This window comes from Pseudonocardia yuanmonensis (genome assembly GCF_039542425.1).
Taxonomy (GTDB): Bacteria; Actinomycetota; Actinomycetes; order Mycobacteriales; family Pseudonocardiaceae; genus Pseudonocardia; species Pseudonocardia yuanmonensis.
The window spans coordinates 127,103-148,904 of record NZ_BAABIC010000012.1; the positions used below are offsets into that span (position 1 = coordinate 127,103).

A 21,802-nucleotide genomic window follows, 5' to 3' on the forward strand; every position below is an offset into this window, starting at 1 on the left:
TAACGGCCGATGTGATCAGGACGAGCGCGACCACGGGTCGCCCGCGTCCGGGCGAGGGAGGAGCGCGGCGTGGCCTATCCCGACGACTATCCCCCGATCGCCGAGCACGGCATGATCGGCGACCTGCAGACCGCGGCACTGGTGACCACGGACGGGAGCGTCGACTGGTTCTGCTGCCCGCGGTTCGACTCGCCGAGCGTCTTCGGCGCGCTGCTGGACCGCGCCCGCGGCGGGTTCTTCCGGATCGCGCCCGACACGGACGGGGAGATCACGCGGCGGCAGTGGTACTTCCACGACACCGCCGTGCTGATGACCCGGTTCATGACCGAGGACGGCGTCGGCGCGCTCTACGACTTCATGCCCGTCCGGGCGGGGGCGGCCACCGACCGGCACGAGATCGTCCGGGTGCTGCGCGTGGTGCGGGGCACCCTGCGGTTCACCCTCGAGTGCCGGCCGCGCTTCGACTACGGCCGCGCCGGCCACACCACCGAGATCACGGCGGACGGTGCGGTCTTCCACGGCCCCGACTTCGATCTCTGCCTGAACACGATCGTCGACGGCGGGGGCGCGCTCGACTGGCAGCGCGACGGGCCGGACGTCCGGGCCACCGTCACCCTCTCGGCCGGGCAGGCCGTCGGCGCGGTGCTGGAGTCCGGCGCCGGGCTGCGGCCCCGCCGGATCCCGATCGGCGAGGCCGACGCCCGCTTCGAGGACACGGTCGAGTTCTGGCGGGCCTGGCTCCGGCGCTCGACCTACGTCGGCCGCTGGCGCGAGACGGTGCACCGGTCGGCGATGTCGCTCAAGCTCATGACCTACGCGCCGACGGGCGCGCTCGTCGCCGCACCCACGGCCGGGTTGCCCGAGCAGGTCGGCGGCGAACGCAACTGGGACTACCGCTACACCTGGATCCGGGACGCCTCGTTCTCGGTGCACGCCCTGCTCAGCCTGGGCTACACGGAGGAGGCCGCGGCGTTCGGGCGGTGGCTGGCCGACCGGGTCGGGGAGCACGACGGCCCCGACGGCAGGCCGCTGCGGATCATGTACCGGGTCGACGGCAGCGCGGACCTCACCGAGGAGACCCTCGGCCACCTGGAGGGCTACCGGGGCTCGCGGCCGGTCCGCATCGGCAACGGCGCCGCCGACCAGCTGCAGCTCGACATCTTCGGCGAGGCGCTGGACTCGTTGAGCCTCGCCGACCAGCACGCCGTGCGGCTCGACCACCGCGGGTGGCAGGCGGTGCGGGACATGCTCGGCTGGCTCTGCGAGAACTGGGACCGGCCGGGCGAGGGCGTGTGGGAGACCCGCGGCGGGCGCAAGGACTTCGTCTACGGGCGGTTGATGTCGTGGGTGGCGTTCGACCGGGCCATCCGGATGTCCCGCGAGCGGGCCAGGCCCGGCGACATCCCGGACTGGACCCGGCAGCGCGACGCCGTCTACGACCAGGTGATGGCCAAGGGCTTCGACGCCGGGCGACAGGCGTTCGTGCAGTACCTGGGGGGCGACGTCCTCGACGCGGCCGTGCTGATGATGCCCCGGGCCGGGTTCGTGGTGCCGAGCGATCCGCTGTGGCAGTCCACGCTCCGGGCGATCGACGAGACCCTGGTGTCCGACGGGCTGGTCTTCCGCTACGACCCCGCCGCGTCGCCGGACGGGCTCACCGGCACCGAGGGGACCTTCTCGCTCTGCAGCTTCTGGTACGTCGACGCGCTGGCCCGCTCCGGCCGGCTCGGCGACGCCCGCACCGCCTTCGAGAAGATGCTGACCTACGCCAACCATCTCGGCCTGTACTCGGAGGAGATCGGGGCGACGGGCGAGCAGCTCGGCAACTTCCCGCAGGCCTTCAGCCACCTCGCGCTGATCAGTGCGGCGGTGGATCTCGACCACCAGCTCGACCACGGCGCCGGGCGGGTCGCGCGCGGCTCCGGCCCGCACGTACTCACCTGAGACACCGGAGGACCACGCATGCAGATCGCGATGATCGGGCTCGGCCGGATGGGCGCCAACATGGTGCGCAGGCTGTTGCGCGCGGGGCACGAGTGCCACGTGTACGACGTCTCCGCCGACGCCGTCGCCGCCCTGGAGGCCGAGGGCGCGCGGGGCGCCGGCTCACCCGAGGAGCTGGTCGCCGGCCTCGAGGCACCCCGCTCCGTCTGGCTGATGCTGCCCGCCGCGATCACCGGTGACACCGTGTCCGCGCTGCTGAAGGTGCTGGACGCCGGCGACGCGATCGTCGACGGCGGGAACTCGTCCTACCGGGACGACATCGACCGTGCCGAGCAGGCCGCGGCGAGCGGCATCGACTACGTCGACTGCGGCACCAGCGGCGGGGTGTGGGGCCTCGGCCGCGGCTACTGCCTGATGATCGGCGGACCGGACCGCGCGGTCTCCCGGCTGCGCCCGGTGTTCGCCTCGCTCGCCCCGGGCGTCGCGGCCGCGCCGCGCACGCCGGGCCGCACCGGTGACCCGAGCCCGGCCGAGCAGGGCTGGCTGCACTGCGGGCCGTCCGGCGCGGGGCACTTCGTGAAGATGGTGCACAACGGCATCGAGTACGCCCTGATGGCGGCCTACGCGGAGGGCCTGAACGTCATCCGCAACGCGGGCGCCGGCGTCCGGCCGGCGGAGGCCGACGCGGAGACCGCCCCGCTGCGCGAGCCGAAGTACTACCCCTACGACGGCATCGACCTGGCCGAGGTGTCCGAGGTCTGGCGGCGCGGCAGCGTGATCGGGTCCTGGCTGCTCGACCTCACCGCCGAGGCGTTGCAGCACGACCCGGGGCTGGAGCAGTTCGCCGGCCGGGTGTCCGACTCGGGCGAGGGCCGCTGGACCTCGATCGCCGCGATCGAGGAGGGGGTGTCGGCGCCGCTGCTCACCGCCGCGCTGTACAGCCGGTTCGCCTCCCGCGGCAGCGAGCTGTTCGCCGACAAGGTCGAGTCCGCGCAGCGGCTGGAGTTCGGCGGGCACCTGGAGAAGGGCTCCGCGTGAGTGCTCCCGCGGGCGACGTCCTCGTGCTGTTCGGCATCACGGGCGACCTCGCCAAGAAGATGATCATCCCGGCGCTCTACCGGCTCACGACCCGCGGCGAGCTGACCGTGCCGGTCCTCGGCGTCGCGCTCACGGACTGGGACGACGACCGGCTGCGCGCCCACATGGCCGACTGCGTCCGGGCGGTCGAGGGCCAGGTCGACGAGGCCGCCCTCGACCGGCTGCAGCGCTCGACGCACCTGGTGGCGGGCAACTACACCGATCCGGCCGTGTTCACCCGGCTCGCCGACGCGATCACCGCGCAGGCCGGGCCCACGGCGTTCGCGGTGCACTACCTCGCCGTCCCGCCGTCGTTGTTCGGCACGGTCGCCGACGGGCTCGCCGGGGTCGGCCTGCACACCCGGTCCCGGCTCGTCGTCGAGAAGCCCTTCGGCCGCGACCTCGCCTCGGCCCGCGCGCTGCAGGCCCTGCTCGCGAAGCACTACCCGGAGGACCGGATCTTCCGGGTGGACCACTTCCTCGGCAAGGAGCCGGTGGAGGACCTCCTGGTGCTGCGGTTCGCGAACACGCTGCTGGAGCCGCTGTGGAACCGGCAGTGGATCGACCGGTTCGAGATCACCATGGCCGAGGACTTCGACGTCGCCGACCGCGGCTCGTTCTACGACGCCGTGGGCACCGTCCGGGACGTCGTGCAGAACCACCTGCTGCAGGTCATGGCCTACCTGCTGATGGACGCCCCGCTCTCCGACGCCGCCGACGACCAGCGGGACGCCAAGGCACGGCTGCTGCGGGCCGTGCGCCGGCTCGACCCCGCGGAGGTGGTCCGCGGGCGGTACGACGGGTACCTCGACACCCCGGGCGTCGCAGCGGACTCCACCACGGAGACCTTGGTCGCGGCGACCTTCCACGTCGACGACTGGCGGTGGGCCGGCGTGCCCGTGCACCTCCGCGCCGGCAAGGCCCTCCCGGAGACCCTGCTGGACATCGTCGCCGTGCTGCGCCCGCCGCCGCGCGCCCTGTTCTCCGGCGGCACCGGCACGATGCCGCCGGACCGGGTCCGGCTGCGCCTGCAGCCCCGCGCCGGCATCACGATCTCGCTGCTGGCCAAGCAACCGGGCCGCGGGGACGTGCCGACCGAGATCCCGCTCGCCGTCGACTTCCGGGAGGTGCTGGGGCCCGTCCACGCCCCGTACGAGCGGATCTTCGGCGACGCGCTCGCGGGCGACCCGGCCCACTTCGCCCGGATGGACACGATCGAGCAGGCCTGGCGGATCGTCGAGCCGATCCTCGACCCGGCGACGGCGCCGGCGCCGTACCCGCGGGGCTCGTGGGGGCCGGAGGCCGCCGAGCGGGTGCCGGGGCCCGACGGCTGGGTCCCCCTGCCGCCGGCGGCGCCCGCCGCCGCGTCCACCCCGGCGTCGCGGGCCGTGCCGGAGGGAGCCCTCGCCCGGTGAGGTCGCCGGCCGCGCCGGTCCTGCGCCGCGCGATCCGGATCTCGGTGGCCGCGCTCGCCGGCTTCTACGGCTGCCTCTACGGCCTCGGCGACTCGGTGATCGCGGTCTACGCGCTGTTCACGGTCATCGCGCTGGGTGCGCTGTCGGAGGTCACCGGCCCGCCGGACCGGCGGCTGCGCACCTTCCTGGCCGCGACCGCCGCAGGGGTCGTGCTGGTCGGCCTGGGCACCCTGCTCGCCGTCGGGACCTGGGCCGCGGCGGCCGGCATGCTCGTCGTCGGGTTCGTGGTCGCCTACGCCGGGACCGGCGGGCCGCGCGTGGTGGGCGTGGCCAACGGGCTGCAGCTGCTCTACGTGCTCCCCTGCTTCCCGCCCTTCCAGCCGGACACCCTCGACCAGCGGCTGCTCGGCCTCGTCCTCGGTGCCGCGCTGCTGATCGCCGCCGACCGCTGGCTCCTGCCCCCGCCGGTCCCGACGCCCGTGCCCGACCGGATGGCCGTGCTCGCGGACAAGGTCGCGGGGTTCGCGGCAGCGCTGGCCGAGTCCCTCCGCGTCCCCGGCGCGGCCGCGCCGGAGCTCGCCCACCAACGCGAGGTGCTGCAGTCCTCGGAGGACCTGCGGATCACCCGCCTCGCCCGCGCCGAACGGCCGCTCGGCCCGGGACGGCGGGACCGCAGCCTGCTCACCACCGCCGCGGCCGTGCGGGCCGCGGCGGACCGGTCGGTGGCGCTGGCGGACCTGCTCACCGGCCCGGGCGCGACGGCGCACCCGCGGACCGCCGACCTCGTCGCCGAGACCGCGCGGGTGCTCCGCGGACTCGCCCGCACCCTGCGGGCCGGGCGGGAGGCCCTGCCCGTCGACACGGCCGCACTCGACGCCGCGCTCGGCGCCCACGACGCCGCCCGCACCCCCGGGCCTGCGGTGACCCTGCGGGCCGGGCTCGCCGCCGTCGCCCTCGCCGAGGAGACCCGGCTCGCCGCCCTCGCGATCTCGGGCTGGTCCGGTGCGCCGCGCCCGGCGCCCGCGGACGCCCCGCCGATGCTCTGGTTCCTCCACGCCGGGCCGGCCGAGCTGTGGGGGCGGCGGCTGCGGTCGCACCTCACCCCGCGCTCGGTCTACCTGCAGAACGCCGTCCGCCTCGCGCTCGGCCTGGCCGTCGCGCGGGTGGTCGCCGGGGTGTTCGACCTCGCGCACGGGTTCTGGGTGCTGCTCGCGACGCTCAGCCTCATGCGCACCTCGGCGTCGGCCGACCGGCCGGTGCTGATCCGGGCCTTCGCGGGCACGCTCGTCGGCGCGGTCCTGGCCGCCGGAATGCTGGTCCTGGTCGGCGACGACCGGACCGTCTACGCGTGGCTGCTGCCCGTCGTCATGCTCGTGACGTTCGCGGCGGGCCCGCTCCTGGGCGTCGCTGCCGCGCAGGCGGGGTTCACCGTGCTGGTCGCGGCGCTGTTCGCGCAGCTCGCCCCGCCGACCTGGCAGCTCGCCGAGGTCCGGCTGGTCGACGTCCTGGTGGGCGGGCTGATCGGGGCCGTGATCGGCGCGGCCGTGTGGCCCCGGGGTGGCGGCGGGGAGGTGGGGCGGGTCGCCGCCGAGGCCCTGCGGGCGGTGGCCGACGACGCCGAGGTCGTCGCCGCGGAGCTGGCCCGGTCCCCGGTGCCGCACGCCGACGAGCCCGCCCGGCTGCACGCCGCCGCCACCCTGCTCGAGCACGCCTACGTGCAGTACCGCACCGAGCCGATGCCGCGCGGGGCCGCGGGCCCGGACTGGCTGACCGTCGTCCTCGTGGTCCACCGGCTCGACGCCTACAGCGGTGCCCTCCGCGAGCGCCATCCCGCGCTGCTCAGCGTGCGCGTAGGGCACGCCGCGCCCGACGCGGACGCGCTGCGCGAGGCCACCGCCGACGTCGCCCGGGCGTACCGGCGCACCGCCGACGCGATCGGTGCGGGACGGGTGCCGGAGGGCCTCGCCGAGGAGTGCCGGAGCCGGTTCCCGCCGATCCCCGGCGAGGGCGACCCCCGGCTGCTCGACGGGTGGGGCTGGCTGCACGCCCTCTGCGACAACCTCGCCCGGGTCCGCCGCGCCGTCGCCGGCGACACCGGTTCGCCGGTCAAAAGCGACCCCTCCGGGTCGACGGCCGCGGAGCGCCGCCCGCCGCGGGGGTGAACGCTCCGGCGGGCCCCGGTTCGGCATCACGGTTTCGCATCGAAACGTGAGTCGACGCTTGGGGATTCCGTCCTCTGGAGACTCTGCCCGAAGGGGGCGTGACACTGTGGAGGAAACGGAACAATGATCATTCTCGGCCTGATCCTGCTGGTGCTGGGATTCCTGCTGAAGATCTCGCTGCTGTGGATCCTCGGCATCATCCTGCTGGTCGTCGGCGCCGTCCTGGCGATCCTCGGCTCGGCCGGCCGGGCGGTCGGCGGGCGCAGGCACTATTTCTGAGGAGCGTGATCCCGTCGCGGCTCTCCCCCGCGACGCCTCCCGCCGGCGGCCCCGACCGTCGAGGGAGGATCGGAGTTCTCCACGCGGCCGTGCCGACGCTCGTGCGTCGGCACGGCCGCGGTGTGTCAGGGGTCCTCTGCGGACAGGTCAGCCGGCGAGCACCTGTTCGCGCAGGATGTCGGCGTGCCCGCAGTGGTGGGCCAGCTCGCGCAGGACCTGCAGGTACACCCAGCGCAGTGTGCGCGGCCCGGCCCGGTGGCCGGTCACGACGGCGTCCAGCGGCAGGCCGGCGACCGCCGCGCGGGCCGTCGCGCAGGCCTTCCGGTAGGCCGCCGTGACGGAGGCGATGGTGTCGTCGTCGGCGAGCCGGAAGGACTCGTCCGGGCTCTGCACCAGGCCGAGCTCTCGACGGGACGTACCGCCGACGCACTCCTCGAACCACACCCGCTGCATCCACGTGACGTGCTTGAGCAGCCCGAGCACCGTCGTCGCCGACGGGACGAGCCGGCGGCGGGCCTGCTCCTCGGTGAGGCCGTCGAGCGTCGCCTCGAGGGCGCTGCGGTACTCCTCGACGAACGCCTCGATCTGGGTGCGTTCGTCCTCGAGCGGCACATCGAACGAGCCCATCAGCCTCTCCCCTCAGCCGCAGGCCGAGGCCACAGCAGCTCGTGCGAGCGGCGGCCCACGGCGACGGCGCCGATCCTATGACCCGGTTTCCGGACTCCTGCTGCTGCAGTTCCTGCTCAAGGGCCGCATGGGGCCCTCCAGGTCAGAACGGGGGCGGCTCGTCGAGGTCGGCGGGGACGACTTCGCCGCGCATGCCCGCGAGGCTCCAGCCGCCCGGCGGAACGGTCGGTGTGGCGCTGGCTGCGGCGGCCTCGGTGTCCTGTCGGGCGTGGGCGGCGAATACGGCGGCGGCCTCCGGGTCCGGCACCACCGCCGTTCCCGGCCCCGGTTCCTGGGCGCACGCGGCCAGATCGGTGCCGTCGCCGTCGAGGCCGTCGGTGAAGGGCCGGTAGTCGTAGGGGTGGCTGGTGTACCGGTGCCCGGTGGGTGTGATCCACACGAGCGAGCCGTCCGGGCGCGCGAGGACCTGCCAGTCCTCCTGCTCCTTGAGGGTGTGGTGGTGCTTGCACAGCCCGTGCAGGTTGGCTTCGCACGTGGGACCGCAGTCGGCGGCACGCTGGTGGTGGTCGAGGTCGCAGTCGATCGCCCGGCGGTTGCAGGTGGGGAACCGGCAGGTCTGGTCGCGGGCGACGACGAAGTCGCGCAGCGCGGCGGGTGGGCGGTAGACCGTGCGGCCGTGGTCGAGCAACGCTCCGGAGAGGGGGTCGCTGACCAGGCGTTTCCACACCCCGTGGGCCGCGGCTTCGCGGGCCAGGGCGGCGGGGATGGGTCCGTAGCCGACGAGTTCGGCCGGTGCGTCGAAGGCGCCGGAGAGGGTGTCGTAGCCGACCACGACGTGCACCAGCGGCTTTCCGCCGCCGCTGACCGTTCGAGGCTGGGGGCGGTGTTCGAGCACGGCTCGGACCGCGGCGGCGAGTCGAGCCTCGCTCCAGGCCAGCACCGCCTCGCCGAGCGCCTCACCGCTCGGCTCTGCTCGTCGCCGCGTCCGTGGTGGCCCGTCGTCCGTGTCACCGGTGCCGGAGGAGCCGGTGTCGGCGGGACCGGTGCCGGCGCCCTCGGCCTCGGCGTTTCCGTGGGCGCCGTCGCCGCCGACCTCGTCATCGGCGGCCTCGCGGTCGGTGCCGTGATCGGCGGCGATGTCGACGGCGTCGCGGTCGACGGCGTCGTGGTCGGGGCCCTCGGTGTTGCCGGTGTCGGTGTCGCCGAGGCGCGCGAGGGCTCCGGCGACCTGGGCTGTGACCTGGGTGGTGTCGGTGAGGGTGAGCCGGCCGGTGCACAGGTCGACCAGCAGGTCGGCGCGACGCTGGTCCATGGTGCGCGGGTCGTCGGGGCCCAGGCCCTTGGCCAGGCGGCACAGCGTCTGCCAGACCGCCTCGGTGTCGGTCGCCGACAGCCGGGCCCAGATCGAGCCCATTCCGTCCGGCAGGGCGCGGTAGGTGACCTCGCGGGTGGTGCGGGCGGCGGTGTGGCGGCGGTGTTCGCCGTCGGGGTCGAGCCGGGCGATGATCCGCCGCATCGCCGCCCGCCACTGCGGGCGGGTCTTGCCCGCGGCCCGTTCCAGCGCCCGTGCCTCGACGATCACGGCCAGGTCGTCGGGCAGCACGGCGGTGATGTCGAGCAGGTCCAGCACCCGGGCCTCGTCGAGACGGCCTTCCCGCCAGGCGGTCAGCGTGGCGGGGAACAGCCGGGTGAGCCGTTCGGACCGGGCGAGCAGCGTCTTCGCGGTCAGCCGGGTCGCATCCAGGGCGAGCCCGAGTTCGTCGGGGGCCCACCGTGAGCCCAGGTGCGGGCCGTCGCCGGAGACGTAGCTGGGTTCGTCCCCGGGTCGGCGCCGGTCCAGTTCGGCGATCAACTCGGCGCGCAGCGCCCCGGCCCACCGCTGCAGGTGCTCGGCCCCGATCACCGCGTCGACCAGGGCGGCGTCGTCGACCACCGCCCGGGACGCCGTCAGCGTCGCGCCGGACTCGCGCTTCACCCGGAGGGCAGCGCACAGGTTGTCGAGAGCGATGGCCAGATCGGCCGAGGGCTCGGTATCGGCGAGCTCGCGCACCGGGTCCGGGTCGGTGTAGGCGCCCCACAACAGAGCCGGGTTCGGCGTCAGCACACCGGGTGCTTCCTGGGCCCACGCCCGCACGAAGGCCGGGACATAGCCCTCGGGCACCCCAGACTCGAACACATGTTCGAGTCTAGCGCTTCGTACGGCATGGATCAAGTCCGCAGAGGACCCTCCAGAATGGATCCTCGGCAGCCGCCACAGGCAGATCGGAGTGCCACATCGACCGACTACTCCTGCCGCCCGAGCAACGGGGCTGCACCGGCCTACCCCGTCGCTCCTCCGATTCGAACGAGTGCCCGCGCCGACACCCCTTGCACACGTCCGACAACCCGGCTTCGGCGTCGCATGAGCCGAGGACACCAGCGACCGGACCGCCCTCCCACCCAGCTCCCCTCCCCCACCCGGTGCAGGATGTGCACACCCTGACCGATGAAGGAAGGAGGGGCCGTGAACCTCGCGGTCGGCGCGATCGCCTTCGTGTGGCTGGGCATGGTGCTGGCGTTGTCGTTCCTGGAGGCGCCGCTGAAGTTCCGCGCCCCCGGCATCACGGTGCCGCTCGGCCTGGGCATCGGGCGGCTGGTGTTCCGCGCGCTGAACGCCGTCGAGGTCGCGCTGCTCCTCGGCGTCGGGATCGCGCTGTACGCCGGGCCACGGCCGTCGCCGGTCGGGTGGGCGGCGTCCGCGGTCGCCCTCCTCCTGCTCGTGCAGCTCGGGGCTGTCCGGCCCGCCCTGGCCGCGCGCACCCGTCGCGTCCTCGCCGGCGACCCGCACACCGGCTCCCGGGCGCACCTCGCCTACGTCGCGCTGGAGATCCTCAAGGTCGGCGGCCTCGTCGTGCTCGGCCTGGCCGCGTTGGGAATCGTCTAGCGCGGCGGCACGTCGAACCGGAGGCTGTCCGGCTCGAAGCGCCCGTCGACGTAGCAGTGGTCGCCGTCGTCGAGGTGCCACACCGCCCTCGCCCGGGTGGGCAGCATCCGCCCGCCGACCTCCTGCCAGCCGTCGACCGGCGTGGTCAGCGGGCGCGGACCGGTCCCGAGGGCAGGGCGCAGAAGCGGTCCGTGGTGGAGACGTCCGTGGGCAGTCCTCGCGCGTCGACCGTGAGGCGCACGGTGACGGCGAGGCCCGAGTCCGTGACCACGACGTCGAACGACGAGTCGTCGACCGGCCGCCAGGTCGCGGCCGGGGTCAGGAGCATGGCCGGGGCGAGCAGGCAGGCGTCGTCGACCCAGGTGGCGAGCTCGCCGAGGTCGAACTCCGGTCCCCGCCCGTCGACGACCGGGACCAGGCCGAGCAGCGTGCCCCGCATCCGGCCGCGCCCGGCCGCGTACGTGTCGGTGCCGAGCATCGGGATCACGCCGCCGACCCGCAGCTGCATTGCGAACACTCGGGTGACGGGGTCGGCCAGGGTGTACTGCCACGCCTCGCACGGCAGCCAGTTGCCGGTGCGCCGCAGGCGGAACCGGCCGCGCAGTCGCACGCGGAACGCTCGCGGCCGCGGCCGCCCCACCACGCGCATCGCGCGCAGGTGCCGCTGTGCAGGCACCGGCAGGGCGGCCAGTTCCTCCTCGGTCACGACCGGGCGTTCCGCCGGGTCCCAGGGCAGCGCCGGCGCCGCGACGGCCGCGTCGAGCCGGGTTGCGGTGCGCAGGGGCGGGACACGGCGCGCGGCCGCGCGGAGGTGCAGGCGCACGCGGGCTCCTCGATCGGGGAACGACCCCCTCACGTTGCGGTCCCGACCCGACGCCCGGGCAGAGCCGAAGGTCCCGTCAGCCCTCCCAGTCCGGACCCCGCCGCAGCAGCGTATGGGCCGTGAGGCCCACCGCCGCCAACAGCGCGAGGATCAGCCCGAACGCCGCGGCAGCGCCCAGGGTCCGGACGAGCACCGCACCCACGAACGCGCCCACGAGCAGGCTGAGCACCGCCAACGCCCGGCGCAGGGCGGCCTCCCGGGTCGAGTGCGTGCGGTCCGCGACGAGCCCGGTCATGGACATCGAGATCACGCTGGTGTTGAGGTCGGGCACCCCGATGCGGCGGGCCACGGCGTTCTGGATGCCCATCGCGACGGCCGCGATCACGGCGGCCGCCAGGGTGGACGCCGAGTCGACCACCGGCGGGTGCACGAGCACCAGGACGAAGCACACGGCCAGGAGCACCCACTCGATCAGCACCGCCGCGCGGAGCAGCCCTCCCCGGCCGTCGATCCGGTCGATGAGGAACCCCTCGGCCGTGGCGCCCACCAGGAAGGCCGCCAGCACCGCCAGGGAGGTGCGCAGCGAGAACTCCGGGACGCCGGCGATCGCGAAGCCGGTGACGACGACGTTGCCGGTCATGTTGGCCACGAAGACCCGGCCGAAGGTGAGGATGCTGATGGCGTCGATCACCCCGGTGACCAGGGTGAGGACGAGCAGCAGCACCGGGAGCGACCCGTGGCGTTCCTCGGCGAGGCGCAACCGCGGGCCGGTCGACATGGGCCGAGTGAAGCAGCCCCGGCACCCGGTGCGGAAGGGTCAGGCGCGGGGCGCCCTGCGCACCAGCGAGCCGATCAACGGCAGCAGCACCAGTGCCCGGCGCAGCGTCCCGCCGGGTGCCGGCCGCGGCCGGCCGAGGTCCTTCAGTATCCGCGCCACCCGCGCCACCGCCTCCCGATCGTCTCGACGGTCGAAGCGTCGAGGCCGGGCGCGGACCCCGCAAGTCGATCTTCATTCCCCTGCGGGCGCCCACGAGCGACGGACGGCCGCGGGCCCGGGCGTGCGGTCAGCGGGCCCCCGGCCGGGCGTGGTCGCGGCCGGGTCCGAACCCGCCGTCCGGCACCTCCTCCGCACCGGGCGGAACGACCGTCGAGCGCTCGTAGCGGTCCAGGAAGAGGTGGAGGGCGTCGTCGACCTGCCGCAGCTCGGCGGCCTGCAGGTCGAGGAAGGCCTCGCCCTCCATGGTCAGGTGGTAGGTGCGGCGGGCGGGCCCGGCCTTCGGGATGGACCACTGCGAGCGGACGAGGCCGCGCCGCTCCAGGCCGCGGAGCGCGCGGTAGACGCCCCCGGAGTCCCCCTCCCCGTCGTGCAGGGGGCCGAGCCGGGAGACCAGCTCGTAGCCGTGGTCGGCCTGCTCGCGCAGGAGCAGGAGCAGGCAGGGCTGCAGGAAGTTGCGGGGTTCGAGCACGGCCATGCGGGCTCCCGGGGCGGCGACGGTGCTGGACGCCTTCGGAACCGATACTGGCCGCGTGTGACCTGGAGCACAAGGCCCGGATCGATCAGAGGAGCGCGGGCGTCCCGTCCCGCCGGACCGGGGCGCGACCGGCGGTGAGCGCCTGCAACGCGGCCAGGCAGACCGCCAGCCACGCGCCGCCGAGGAACCATCCCGCCAGCACGTCCGTGAACCAGTGCACGCCCAGGTAGAGCCGGGAGATCCCGATGAGGACGACCGTGCCCGCGGCGGTGCCCAGGGCGGCCACGCGCACGGCGACCGACCGCACGAGCCGGGCGGCGACCACCGCCACCACCCCGACGATCACGATCGACCCCAGCGCGTGCCCGGAGGGCAGCGACGGGTCGAACTGGGGCACGAGCTGCGTGGCGACGGGTGGGCGGGTCCGGGCGTAGAGGTCCTTGAAGGCGGGCACGAGGACCGCGACCCCTGCGGTCGCGACCGTGACGGTCGCGGCCTCCCACCAGTGCCGCCGCCACACCAGCAGCGCGACCGTGACGAGAGCCAGCACGAGCGTGCCGAGGGTGCCGCCGTAGCGGCTGGCGGCCTCCATCACCGCGGTCCAGTCCGGGACCCGGTGGGCGACGAGCCAGCCCAGCAGGGGCCGGTCCGCGGAGGCGAGCCCGCCGTGGTCCTCGACGGCGTCGACCACCGTCGCGTGCGCGGTGAACAGCACGGACGCGGTGCCGGTCCCCCAGACCGCGGGCCGACGCAACACCCGGCGGGCCGGCGCGACCAGGGTGCCGGGCGCCGGCACCCCCAGCGGCGAGCCTCCGGTCGTCGTGGCGCGCAACCCGACCCGGTAGGCGCAGAGGGCCACGGCCGTGACGAGCCAGCACAACGACAGGAACGCCCCGGCGCCCTGCTGCAGATCCGCGAACCGCACCCGTGCCCCCTCGTCGTCCGGAGTCCCGACGGTCCCGCCGACGGCGGGCTCCGATGCCGAGGAGTGTGGGCCGCCGATGCTGTAGCGGCGCTGAGAGACGACGCGGTTCCTGTCGCTGCGCTGAGAGAACCACCGGTTACTGCGTGCTGGGCCCGGGTGCCCCTCCCGCCGGGCCCAGCACGCGGGGCGGGCATCGTCGGCTCCCCAGCGACGATGCCGTGGCTCTCGCCGAAATCCGGTGAAACCGGACCGGCTGGTGTCAGTGGTAGTCAGCGGTGGGCGGACCTGTCCACGGCCTAGTAGATTTGCTGGCCACGCCGTTCAGGTTCGGACCGGAGGTCCCGGCCTCGACGGCGCGGACGACACCTTGCCGCGAGGGGGTGGCTCGGGTGACGGATGAGTGTACGGAACTGCCGGGTCCCGGACCCACCGGAGTGTCGATCGGGGCCGCGGCCGACTACGTCGGGGTCTCGGTCGAGACCCTGCGGGCCTGGCAGCGACGCTACGGCGTCGGCGCCAGCGCGGTGACGCCCGGCGGCCATCGCCGGTACACCTTCGACGACCTGGTCCGGCTGCGGACCGTGCACGACCTGGTCCAGGCGGGGGCGTCGACGGCGGCGGCCGTGCGGGCCGTGCTCGGGCCGCCGCACCCGCTCACCACGCCCGAGCCGGACGAGCCCGCGGCCCGTCGGCTGGTCGGAGCCTGCGTCGAGCTCGACGGCCACGCCGTCCGCCAGCTCGTCGGCGCGGCCCTCGCCGCCGAGGGGGTGGTCCGCGTCTGGGAGTCCCTCGTCCGCCCGGCCTTCGTCACGCTGGAGCGCCTGCCGCTGCCGCCCGCCCGCCTGGTCGGCGCCGAGCACCTGCTCTCGCACGTCGTGACCGGGGCGCTGGGCGCCCGGGTGGGCCGCGAACCGGCGGACCGGCCCGCGGTGGTGCTGGCCTGCGCCCCCGCCGAGCAGCACGAGCTGCCGTTGACGGTGCTCGCGGCCGCGCTGGCCGAGCGCGCGGTGCGCACGACCATGCTCGGCGCCCGGACCCCGGCGGCGACGGTGCTGGCCGCCGCCGGCCTGCCGACCTCGGGCCGGATCGTGCTCTACGCACAGATGCGGCTCGACGACCCGGGGGGAGCCGTCCGCGTCCTCCCCGACCCGGGGGCGGTCGTCGCCGCGGGCCCCGCCTGGGACGACGTGTCCCTCGAACCCGCCGTCCGGGTCTGCAACGGCCTGGGCGAGTGCCTCGCCGCGATCGGGACGGGATGAGCTAGTCGAGCTGCGGCCGGATCTCCGTGTGGAAGCGGCCGAACAGCTCGCGGCCCTGGTCGGCGTCCCCGCGGATGGCCGGCACGATCAGCTCGTCGAGGCCGGCCTCGCGCCAGCGCCCGATCACGTCGACGATCCGGTCCACCGACCCCGCCACCACGCCCGCGGGCGCGTCCGCCTCGGAGCCGCCGATGCGCAGGATCGCCTGGGTGGAGCGTCGGATCGTGCGCGGGTCGCGGCCGATCCGCGCGCAGTGCTCGTCCAGCACCGCGGACTTGTGCGCGAACACCTCCGGGGTGGACCAGCAGTTCCACTCGTCCGCCCACCGGGCCACGACGCCGAGCATCCGCTGCTCCCCCGACGCGCCCAGCATGATCGGGATCCGCCGTCCCGAGGTGACGGCCGGGGCGTCGGTGACGGTGTAGTGCGTGCCGGCGACGGTCGTCCGCGGGGTCCGGAGCAGGCCGTCGAGCACGGCCAGGCCCTCCTCGAGCCGGTCGATCCGCTCGCGGACCGGGCCCAGCGCGATGCCGTACGCGGCGTGCTCGTTGAGCTGCCACCCCGCGCCCACGCCCAGCACCAGCCGCCCGCCGCCGAGGTCGTCGATCGTGGCGGCGGTGTTGGCGAGCACCGCCGGATGCCGGTAGGTCATGGACGCGACGAGGCTGCCCAGCCGGACCCGGGGCACCGCCGTGGCCAGGCCGGCGAGCACGCCGAAGCACTCGCGCAGCGGCGTGTCCGACCGCTCCTCGGTGCCCGTGTTGCCCATGAAGTGGTCGGCGACCCAGATGCCGTCGTAGCCGGCGGCCTCCACCTCCCGCGCCACCGCCACGATGTCCTCGGCCGACCACGTGGTGCCCAGCCAGGCCCCGACCGCCAGTTCCGACACGTGCCCTCCTCGATCGCGGAGGGTCCAGGAGATCACGCGGGCGGTGTGGCGGCGTCGTCGGGGATCCCGGCCCCCGCCGGCTCCCGGCGCCGGCCCTGCGCCACCGCAGCCGGGGCACCCCCGGACGGGACGGGCGTCGTTAGCATCGGGCCGTGCCCTCGGTGCTCGTGGTGGAGGACGACGACACGATCGGTGACGTCGTGGCCTCCAGCCTGCGGTCCCACGGCTACGAGGTGGAGCTGGCCCGGACGGGAGGGGCGGCGGTCGCGGCCGTCGACGCCGCCCGCGGTCCCGGCGTCGACCTCGTGCTGCTGGACCTCGGCCTGCCCGACCTGGACGGGGTGGAGGTCTGCCGCCGGCTCCGGCAGCGGCTGCCCGCCGCGGTGATCGTGATGCTGACGGCGCGCCGGGCGGAGATGGACGTCGTGGTGGGTCTCGACGCCGGGGCGGACGACTACCTCACCAAGCCGGTCCGGCTGCACGAGCTGCTCGCCCGCATCCGCGCCCACCTGCGCCGGGCCGGGCCGCCGGCGGCGCCGTCGGTGGTGCAGCTGGGCGACCTGAGCCTCGACGTCGGAGGCCGGCGGGTGCTCGTGCGGGGGCGGGAGCTGGCGTTGCGCAGCAAGGAGTTCGACCTGCTGGCCCGGCTCGCCCGGGAGCCCGACACCGCCGTCAGCCGGGAGACGCTGATGGCGGACGTCTGGGACGAGCACTGGCACGGGCCCACCCGCACCCTGGACGTGCACGTGGCGTCGCTGCGCCGCCGCATCGCCTCCTGCGACGGGGCCCGGGTCCCGCGGATCACCACACTGCGCGGGCACGGCTACCGCCTGGAGCACCCCGACCGCGCCGCCCCGGAGGGCTGAGCCGATGCCGAAGCCCGAGCCGGTGCGCCGCCGCCTGGTCGTCCTGACCGTCGCCACCGCCGCGATCGCCGTGGCGCTCTTCGGCATCCCGCTGGCCGTCGGGCTCGTGCAGTACACCCTGGAGGAGCAGGAGTCGGTGCTGCAGCGGACCGCCAGCATCACCGCGCGGTCGGTGCAGGGCGAGCTGGCCCGCGGTGACTCCCCGACCGTGCTGCCGGACCTCCCGGCCGACGTCGTCCTCGGGGTCTACGACGGCGACGGCGACCTCCTCCTCGGCGACGGCCCCGATCCCTCCAGCGACGAGGTCGACCGGGCGCTCGACGGCCGCGGCTCGCACGCGACGGTCGACGGGAACCTCGTCGTGACGGTGCCGGTCGACGGGCGGCACGAGCCGGACGGGGCCGTCCGGGCCGCGATGCCGGTGTCGGCGGTCTACGCCGGCCTCGTCCCCGTCTGGCTCGGGATGGCGGGGCTGGCCGGCGCGGTGCTGGTCACGGTGTGGCTGTCGGCCCGCCGCCAGGCCCGCAGGCTCGCCACCCCCCTGGAGGACCTCGCCGGGGCCGCGCGCCGGCTCGGCGACGGCGACTTCAGCGTGCGCACGGGCCGCGCCGGCGTCGCCGAGATCGACCAGGTCGGCGGGGCGCTGGACAGCACCGCGGAGCGGCTCGACGCGCTGCTGGCCCGCGAGCGCGCCTTCTCCCAGGACGCCTCGCACCAGCTCCGCACCCCGCTCACCGGGCTACGGCTGCGGCTGGAAGCGGCGCTGGACCGGCCCGACGCCGACCTGAGGGCGGCCCTGGTCGCGGGGATCGCCGAGGCCGACCGCCTCGAGCGCACCATCGACGAGCTGCTCCAGCTCGCCCGCGAACGCACGGGCCGCGGGGATCCGACGGACGTGGGCGCGCTCGTCCGGGAGCTCGGGCCGGCGCGGGCCGAGCGGCTGGCGGCGGCGGGACGCGGGCTGGTCCTCGACGTCGCGCCGCAGCTCCCGCCCGCGGCCGCGTCGGCGGCGGCGATCCGCCAGGTCCTCGGCGTGCTGCTGGACAACGCCGAGGTGCACGGGGCGGGCACGGTGCGGATCGTGGTGCGCGAGTCGGGCGAGGCGCTGGCCGTGGACGTCACCGACGAGGGCGCGGGGCCCGGTCCGGACCCGTTCGCCGCCCCGCCCGAGCGGCGGTCGGCGGGCGGCGGGGTGCACGGGATCGGGCTGCCGCTGGCCCGCCGGCTCGCCGAGGCGGAGGGCGGACGGCTGGTGCTCGGCCGCTCGGCGCCGCCGGTGTTCACGCTGTTCGTACCGGCGGCGTGGCCCGAGGAGGGTGCATCGACCCCGGCCGGGCCCGCCGCGCCCGAGCCCGCCGCACCCGAGCCCACCGCACCCGAGCCCGCCGCGGACGGTGCCGCCGGGCACGAACCGGCCGCCCGACCCCCCGAGCGGGCCGGGCCGGACGGGGTGCGGGACGCGCTGGGCACCCGGCGCTGAGCGGCGTCAGCCGATCGTCTGCGGGTCGCCCCACGGGTCGACGGTGAAGGGGGTCGCGAGGTCGAGGTTGCCGGCGGCGAGCAGGGCGTCGAGCGCGTCGACCCGGCCGACGGACTCGCTCCAGACCTCGCTGGTCGCGGACGAGCTCGGGTTCTCCAGGACGGTGCGGCGGATGTCCAGGAAGTCCCGCAGCCACTCGGTCTCGTCGACGTCGTCCGCCGGGGAGCCGCCCATGTCGGCGTTCGTGCGCCGCACCAGGTCGGGGAGCCCGTCGGGCCCGTCCTGGGTGCCGTGCTGCACGGCGGTGTCGACGAGGGCGGCGAGGCCGAGCGCCGACCGCACGCCGTTGGCCTCGGCGAGCTCCCGGGCGGGCGCGACGTAGAGCTCGTCCGTGACCTGGTCCTGCACCTGCCGGAACACCGGGTCGTCGGCCGCGCTGCGCCAGGCCTCCTCGAAGCCGTCGAGGTCCGCGGTGGAGTCGCCGAACGACGCGGCCAGGCCGGTCAGGGTGGGGACGTAGCCGGCGAGGGCGTTGTCCGGGACCTGCGCGGTGTAGCGGTCGACCACGGTGAGCAGGTCACCGCACGCGGTGCAGAAGCCCGCCCGGCCCGCGGTGTAGCCGCGGCCGTCGTCGAGGTCCTCGACGTAGGCGTACTGGATCTCGGGCGTGCCGTTCTCGAACACGCTGACCAGCTGCCCGACGACCTGGTCGACGTCGCGCGCGCTCGTGGTGGATCCGCCCGTCGCGGTGCCGGTGCCGGTCGCGCCGCCCGTGCTCCCCGCGCCGCCGAGCAGCAGGAGGAGCGCGGCGGTGAGGAGGGCCGCGCCGGCGACGACGGCGCCGAGCACTGCGAGGAACCGGGGGCGGCCCGGGGCCGGCCGCCGGCGCCGGGGCCGACCCGCGGGGCGGGTCTCCCGGGAGAGGAACAGGGTCCGCTGCATCGTCGTCCAGTGTCGTGAAGGGGTGCCGGCCTCACCCGGCGGGGTCGGCGTCGACCCTAGGAAGGGCCCTGCCAACGGTTCCGCACGTGCATGTAAGGGGAACCTCAAATCGAGGTGCGGGTCTCACCGGACGGGGCCGGCCTCGGCCCGCTCCTCGAGCAGCCGGCGCAGGTGCCGCAGCGCCGGGAGGGCGGCGGTGATCGCGGCGCGCTCCTCCGGGAGCAGCCGGCCGACCAGCTCGTCCAGCACGGCGGACCGGTGCTCGGCCCACGCCGCGAACCGGGCCTCGGTCACCGCGGTCAGGTACAGCGTCGCCTGCCGCCGGTCCGCCACGCCGGGCCGGCGGTCGAGGAGACCGGCCCGGACGAGGTGGGTCACCCGCGTGCTCACGGTGTTCGGCGCGACGCGGAGCCGCTCGGCCGCGGCGGCCACGGTGATGCCGGGATCCCGCTCCACCACGCGCAGCAGGTCCACCTCGGCGGTCGGCAGCCCGGGCGTCGGAAGATCGACGCGGACGGCGCCGCGGATCAGGCGGAAGAAGGGACCGAGCGCGCCGGGGACGGCCGCCGCGAGCGCGGCGGTGTCGTCGCCCCCGACGTCCTCGATCATCCCGCCATCATCCCCGCACGGCCTCCTCGATGTCCTCCACCACGAGGCGGGCGGCGATCGGGCCGGAGCTGCTGCTCCACACCGCGCCGTCGACGCTGTTCACGGCCCCGGAGCGGGCCGCCTTGAGCCGGGTGAAGGCCGGCTGCTGCCGGGCCGCCTCGAGCGCGGTGCGCCCCTCCGCGTTCAGGCTCGCCACGAAGATCCGGTCCGCGTCGACCTGGGTGAGGTTCTCCAGCGACAGCGGGTCGCTGTGCGGGGCCTTGCCCAGCGCGGTCGCAGGCTGGACCGGGGCGGCGCCGGTGGCCGACAGCAGCGAGCCCGGCATCAGCCCGGCGTTCATCACGACCGCGCCGGCCGGCATCCAGCGCAGCACCGCGAAGGTGCCCTGCTGCTGCAGCGCGGCGGCCCGCTGCTCGAGGTCGGCGAGCTGGGTGCCGAGCTCGTCGGCCTTCCCGAGCGCCCGGGCGTAGACCTTCAGGGGCTCCTGCCAGCGCCCCATCTCCGCGGCCGCGGGGGCCACCGTCGGCGCGATCTTGCTCAGCGCGTCGTACTGCTCCTGCGTGGTGCTGGTGGTCCCGAGGATCAGGTCGGGCTGCGCGGCGAGCACCTCCTCGACGTTCGGCTCGGTGACCGTGCCGACGATCGGCAGCGACGCAACCTGCGCACCCAGGTACGCGGGCGGCGCGGTGCCGCCGCGGCTGGCGGTGACCCCGACCGGGGTCACGCCGACCGCGAGCGCGGTGTCCAGCGCCGGCTCGCCCAGCGCGACGACGCGCTGCGGCGCGGCCGGGACCTGCACCTCGCCGAACGCGGTGGCGACGGCGCGGGTGGCGCCGTCCGCGCCGTCCGCGGCGGGTGCCTGGGCCTCCTGGCCCCCCGAGCTGCAGGCGGCGAGCAGCAGCGCCGCGGCGGCCAGCAGCACTCCGGTGGCGCCACGGCGCCGGCGCGCGGCCCGGCCGCCGGCGCCGCGAGCGGAGCGAGTCCTCATCACGTGTCCTTCCTCATCCTGCGAGGTCTGTAGAAACCTCTGCGGACAGAGGTAAGGTCAGCCTCGCCTCAATGTCAAGGGATCACCAAGGAATCGGGAGGTGTGGGCGTGGACACCGCCACGCTGGTCCGCCGCGGTCTCGCGCCCGCCGCGGTCCTGCTCGCGCTCGCCGTGCTCGCGAGCCTCGCGCTCGGTGCGGGGGACGTCACGCCGGCCCGGGCCTTCGCCGTCCTCGCCGGTGCCGGCGACCCGGACGCGACCTTCACGGTCGGGATGCTGCGCTGGCCGCGCACGCTGGTCGCGGTCGCCGTCGGGGCGGCCCTCGGCGTCGCCGGCTCGCTGCTGCAGGCCGTCGCCCGCAACCCCCTCGCCGAGCCGGGCCTGCTCGGCGTCAGCGCCGGGGCGTCCTTCGCGGTGGTGGTCGCGGTGGCGGCCGGCGCGGCCGCGGCGACGGTCGGGCCGTGGGTCGCGGTGGCCGGCGCGGCCGGTGGCTGCGCACTCGCCGTCGCGGCGGCCCGGCTGCGCCGCGCCGGCGACGACCCCGTCCGCCTCGTGCTCGCCGGGGCCGCCGTGAGCGGCCTGCTCGGGGCCGTCACCGCCGCGCTGCTGCTGATCGACCAGCGCACCCTCGACGAGGTCCGGTTCTGGACCGTCGGCTCCGTGGCCGGCCGCGACCTCGCGGCGGTCGGGGCCGCGCTGCCCGTGATGCTCGCCGGGCTGCTGCTCGCCGCCCTGGTCGCCCGGCCGCTGGCCACCCTCACCCTGGGCGACGACGTCGCGCTCGGCCTCGGGCAGCGTCCCGCCCGGACCCGGGTCGCCGCCGTCGCCGCGGTCGCGCTGCTGGTGGGCGGGGCGACCGCCGCCGCCGGCCCGATCGCCTTCGTCGGGCTGGTGGTGCCGTTCGCGGCGCGCGCCCTCGTCGGGCCGGAGCTGCGCCGGGTGCTCGGGGTGAGCGTGCTGCTCGGCCCGGTCGTGGTGCTGGTCGCCGACGTGCTGTCCCGGCTGCTCGTGCGCCCCTACGAGATGCCGCTGGGGGTGATCACCGCGCTGCTCGGGGCCCCTGTGCTGGTCGCGGTGGTGCGCTCCGCGCGGCTTCCCCGGCTGTGAGGCCCGCGGTGGACC

Annotated in this window: 21 protein-coding genes; 10 read left to right on the forward strand and 11 right to left on the reverse strand. The window is 75.7% G+C overall.

The annotated features are described in order from the left end of the window. The first annotated feature begins 69 nt into the window (after window positions 1-69). The 5 genes from ABD990_RS18830 (at window position 70) to ABD990_RS18850 (ending at window position 6,877) form a co-directional block, all read left to right on the forward strand. Window positions 70-1,944: a glycoside hydrolase family 15 protein gene (locus ABD990_RS18830; protein WP_345381884.1), complete on the forward strand. Its 1,875-nt coding sequence runs from the start codon at window positions 70-72 to the stop codon at window positions 1,942-1,944. An 18-nt stretch (window positions 1,945-1,962) separates the two neighbouring features. Next, window positions 1,963-2,982 (forward strand): phosphogluconate dehydrogenase (NAD(+)-dependent, decarboxylating), encoded by a 1,020-nt coding sequence (gene gnd / locus ABD990_RS18835; protein WP_345381885.1) that lies wholly within the window; start codon window positions 1,963-1,965, stop codon window positions 2,980-2,982. Next, a complete protein-coding gene (gene zwf / locus ABD990_RS18840; protein WP_345381886.1) occupies window positions 2,979-4,436 on the forward strand; it encodes a glucose-6-phosphate dehydrogenase in 1,458 nt (485 codons plus the stop codon). The genes gnd and zwf overlap by 4 nt, the downstream gene beginning before the upstream one ends. Continuing rightward, entirely contained in the window at window positions 4,433-6,598 is a 2,166-nt protein-coding gene (locus ABD990_RS18845; protein ID WP_345381887.1) for an FUSC family protein, read from the forward strand. Before zwf ends, ABD990_RS18845 begins: the two co-directional genes overlap by 4 nt. A gap of 123 nt (window positions 6,599-6,721) precedes the next feature. Then, window positions 6,722-6,877, forward strand: coding sequence for a DUF6131 family protein (locus tag ABD990_RS18850; protein WP_345381888.1), 156 nt, complete (start codon window positions 6,722-6,724; stop codon window positions 6,875-6,877). Between the two features lie 147 nt (window positions 6,878-7,024). Here ABD990_RS18850 and ABD990_RS18855 read toward each other — a convergent pair whose 3' ends face one another. Next, window positions 7,025-7,504, reverse strand: coding sequence for a DinB family protein (locus tag ABD990_RS18855; protein ID WP_345381889.1), 480 nt, complete (start codon window positions 7,502-7,504; stop codon window positions 7,025-7,027). 142 nt (window positions 7,505-7,646) lie between these two features. Then, window positions 7,647-9,680 (reverse strand): HNH endonuclease signature motif containing protein, encoded by a 2,034-nt coding sequence (locus tag ABD990_RS18860; RefSeq protein ID WP_345381890.1) that lies wholly within the window; start codon window positions 9,678-9,680, stop codon window positions 7,647-7,649. Window positions 9,681-9,989: 309 nt separating this feature from the next. Between ABD990_RS18860 and ABD990_RS18865 the strand changes: the two genes are divergently transcribed. Continuing rightward, complete coding sequence (locus tag ABD990_RS18865; protein ID WP_345381891.1) at window positions 9,990-10,427, forward strand: hypothetical protein; 438 nt, start codon at window positions 9,990-9,992, stop codon at window positions 10,425-10,427. Here the strand turns inward: ABD990_RS18865 and ABD990_RS18870 are convergent. The 5 genes from ABD990_RS18870 to ABD990_RS18890 form a co-directional block, all read right to left on the reverse strand. Continuing rightward, window positions 10,424-10,534: a hypothetical protein gene (locus ABD990_RS18870; RefSeq protein WP_345381892.1), complete on the reverse strand. Its 111-nt coding sequence runs from the start codon at window positions 10,532-10,534 to the stop codon at window positions 10,424-10,426. The two genes, ABD990_RS18865 and ABD990_RS18870, sit on opposite strands and share 4 nt — an antisense overlap. Before the next feature lie 38 nt (window positions 10,535-10,572). Continuing rightward, window positions 10,573-11,250: a DUF6544 family protein gene (locus tag ABD990_RS18875; protein ID WP_345381893.1), complete on the reverse strand. Its 678-nt coding sequence runs from the start codon at window positions 11,248-11,250 to the stop codon at window positions 10,573-10,575. 76 nt (window positions 11,251-11,326) lie between these two features. Next, window positions 11,327-12,028 (reverse strand): YoaK family protein, encoded by a 702-nt coding sequence (locus tag ABD990_RS18880; protein WP_345381894.1) that lies wholly within the window; start codon window positions 12,026-12,028, stop codon window positions 11,327-11,329. Between the two features lie 286 nt (window positions 12,029-12,314). Next, entirely contained in the window at window positions 12,315-12,722 is a 408-nt protein-coding gene (locus ABD990_RS18885) for a helix-turn-helix transcriptional regulator (RefSeq protein ID WP_345381895.1), read from the reverse strand. A gap of 85 nt (window positions 12,723-12,807) precedes the next feature. Continuing rightward, window positions 12,808-13,647: a phosphatase PAP2 family protein gene (locus tag ABD990_RS18890; RefSeq protein WP_345381896.1), complete on the reverse strand. Its 840-nt coding sequence runs from the start codon at window positions 13,645-13,647 to the stop codon at window positions 12,808-12,810. Between the two features lie 434 nt (window positions 13,648-14,081). On the opposite strand from ABD990_RS18890, the gene ABD990_RS18895 reads away from it, so the two are divergent. Beyond that, a complete protein-coding gene (locus ABD990_RS18895) occupies window positions 14,082-14,906 on the forward strand; it encodes a MerR family transcriptional regulator (RefSeq protein WP_345381897.1) in 825 nt (274 codons plus the stop codon). Between the two features lies 1 nt (window position 14,907). On the opposite strand, the gene ABD990_RS18900 is transcribed toward ABD990_RS18895, so the two are convergent. After that, window positions 14,908-15,795, reverse strand: a complete 888-nt coding sequence (locus ABD990_RS18900) for an LLM class flavin-dependent oxidoreductase (RefSeq protein WP_345381898.1) — start codon at window positions 15,793-15,795, stop codon at window positions 14,908-14,910. Window positions 15,796-15,947: 152 nt separating this feature from the next. On the opposite strand from ABD990_RS18900, the gene ABD990_RS18905 reads away from it, so the two are divergent. Together ABD990_RS18905 and ABD990_RS18910 are read left to right on the forward strand one after the other, a co-directional pair. Beyond that, window positions 15,948-16,661 carry a response regulator transcription factor gene (locus ABD990_RS18905; protein WP_345381899.1) on the forward strand — a complete coding sequence of 238 codons (714 nt, stop codon included), beginning with the start codon at window positions 15,948-15,950 and terminating at the stop codon, window positions 16,659-16,661. A 4-nt stretch (window positions 16,662-16,665) separates the two neighbouring features. Beyond that, complete coding sequence (locus tag ABD990_RS18910; RefSeq protein ID WP_345381900.1) at window positions 16,666-18,141, forward strand: sensor histidine kinase; 1,476 nt, start codon at window positions 16,666-16,668, stop codon at window positions 18,139-18,141. A 6-nt stretch (window positions 18,142-18,147) separates the two neighbouring features. Here ABD990_RS18910 and ABD990_RS18915 read toward each other — a convergent pair whose 3' ends face one another. The 3 genes from ABD990_RS18915 to ABD990_RS18925 all read right to left on the reverse strand — a co-directional run bounded on the left by ABD990_RS18915 (window position 18,148) and on the right by ABD990_RS18925 (window position 20,680). Next, window positions 18,148-19,083 carry a chitosanase gene (locus ABD990_RS18915; RefSeq protein WP_345381901.1) on the reverse strand — a complete coding sequence of 312 codons (936 nt, stop codon included), beginning with the start codon at window positions 19,081-19,083 and terminating at the stop codon, window positions 18,148-18,150. Window positions 19,084-19,206: 123 nt separating this feature from the next. Further along, window positions 19,207-19,692, reverse strand: coding sequence for a MarR family winged helix-turn-helix transcriptional regulator (locus tag ABD990_RS18920; protein ID WP_345381902.1), 486 nt, complete (start codon window positions 19,690-19,692; stop codon window positions 19,207-19,209). Window positions 19,693-19,699: 7 nt separating this feature from the next. Beyond that, complete coding sequence (locus ABD990_RS18925) at window positions 19,700-20,680, reverse strand: ABC transporter substrate-binding protein (RefSeq protein ID WP_345381903.1); 981 nt, start codon at window positions 20,678-20,680, stop codon at window positions 19,700-19,702. A 108-nt stretch (window positions 20,681-20,788) separates the two neighbouring features. Here ABD990_RS18925 and ABD990_RS18930 point away from each other — a divergent pair, with 108 nt between their 5' ends. Continuing rightward, entirely contained in the window at window positions 20,789-21,787 is a 999-nt protein-coding gene (locus ABD990_RS18930) for a FecCD family ABC transporter permease (protein WP_345381904.1), read from the forward strand. Window positions 21,788-21,802 lie beyond the last annotated feature (15 nt).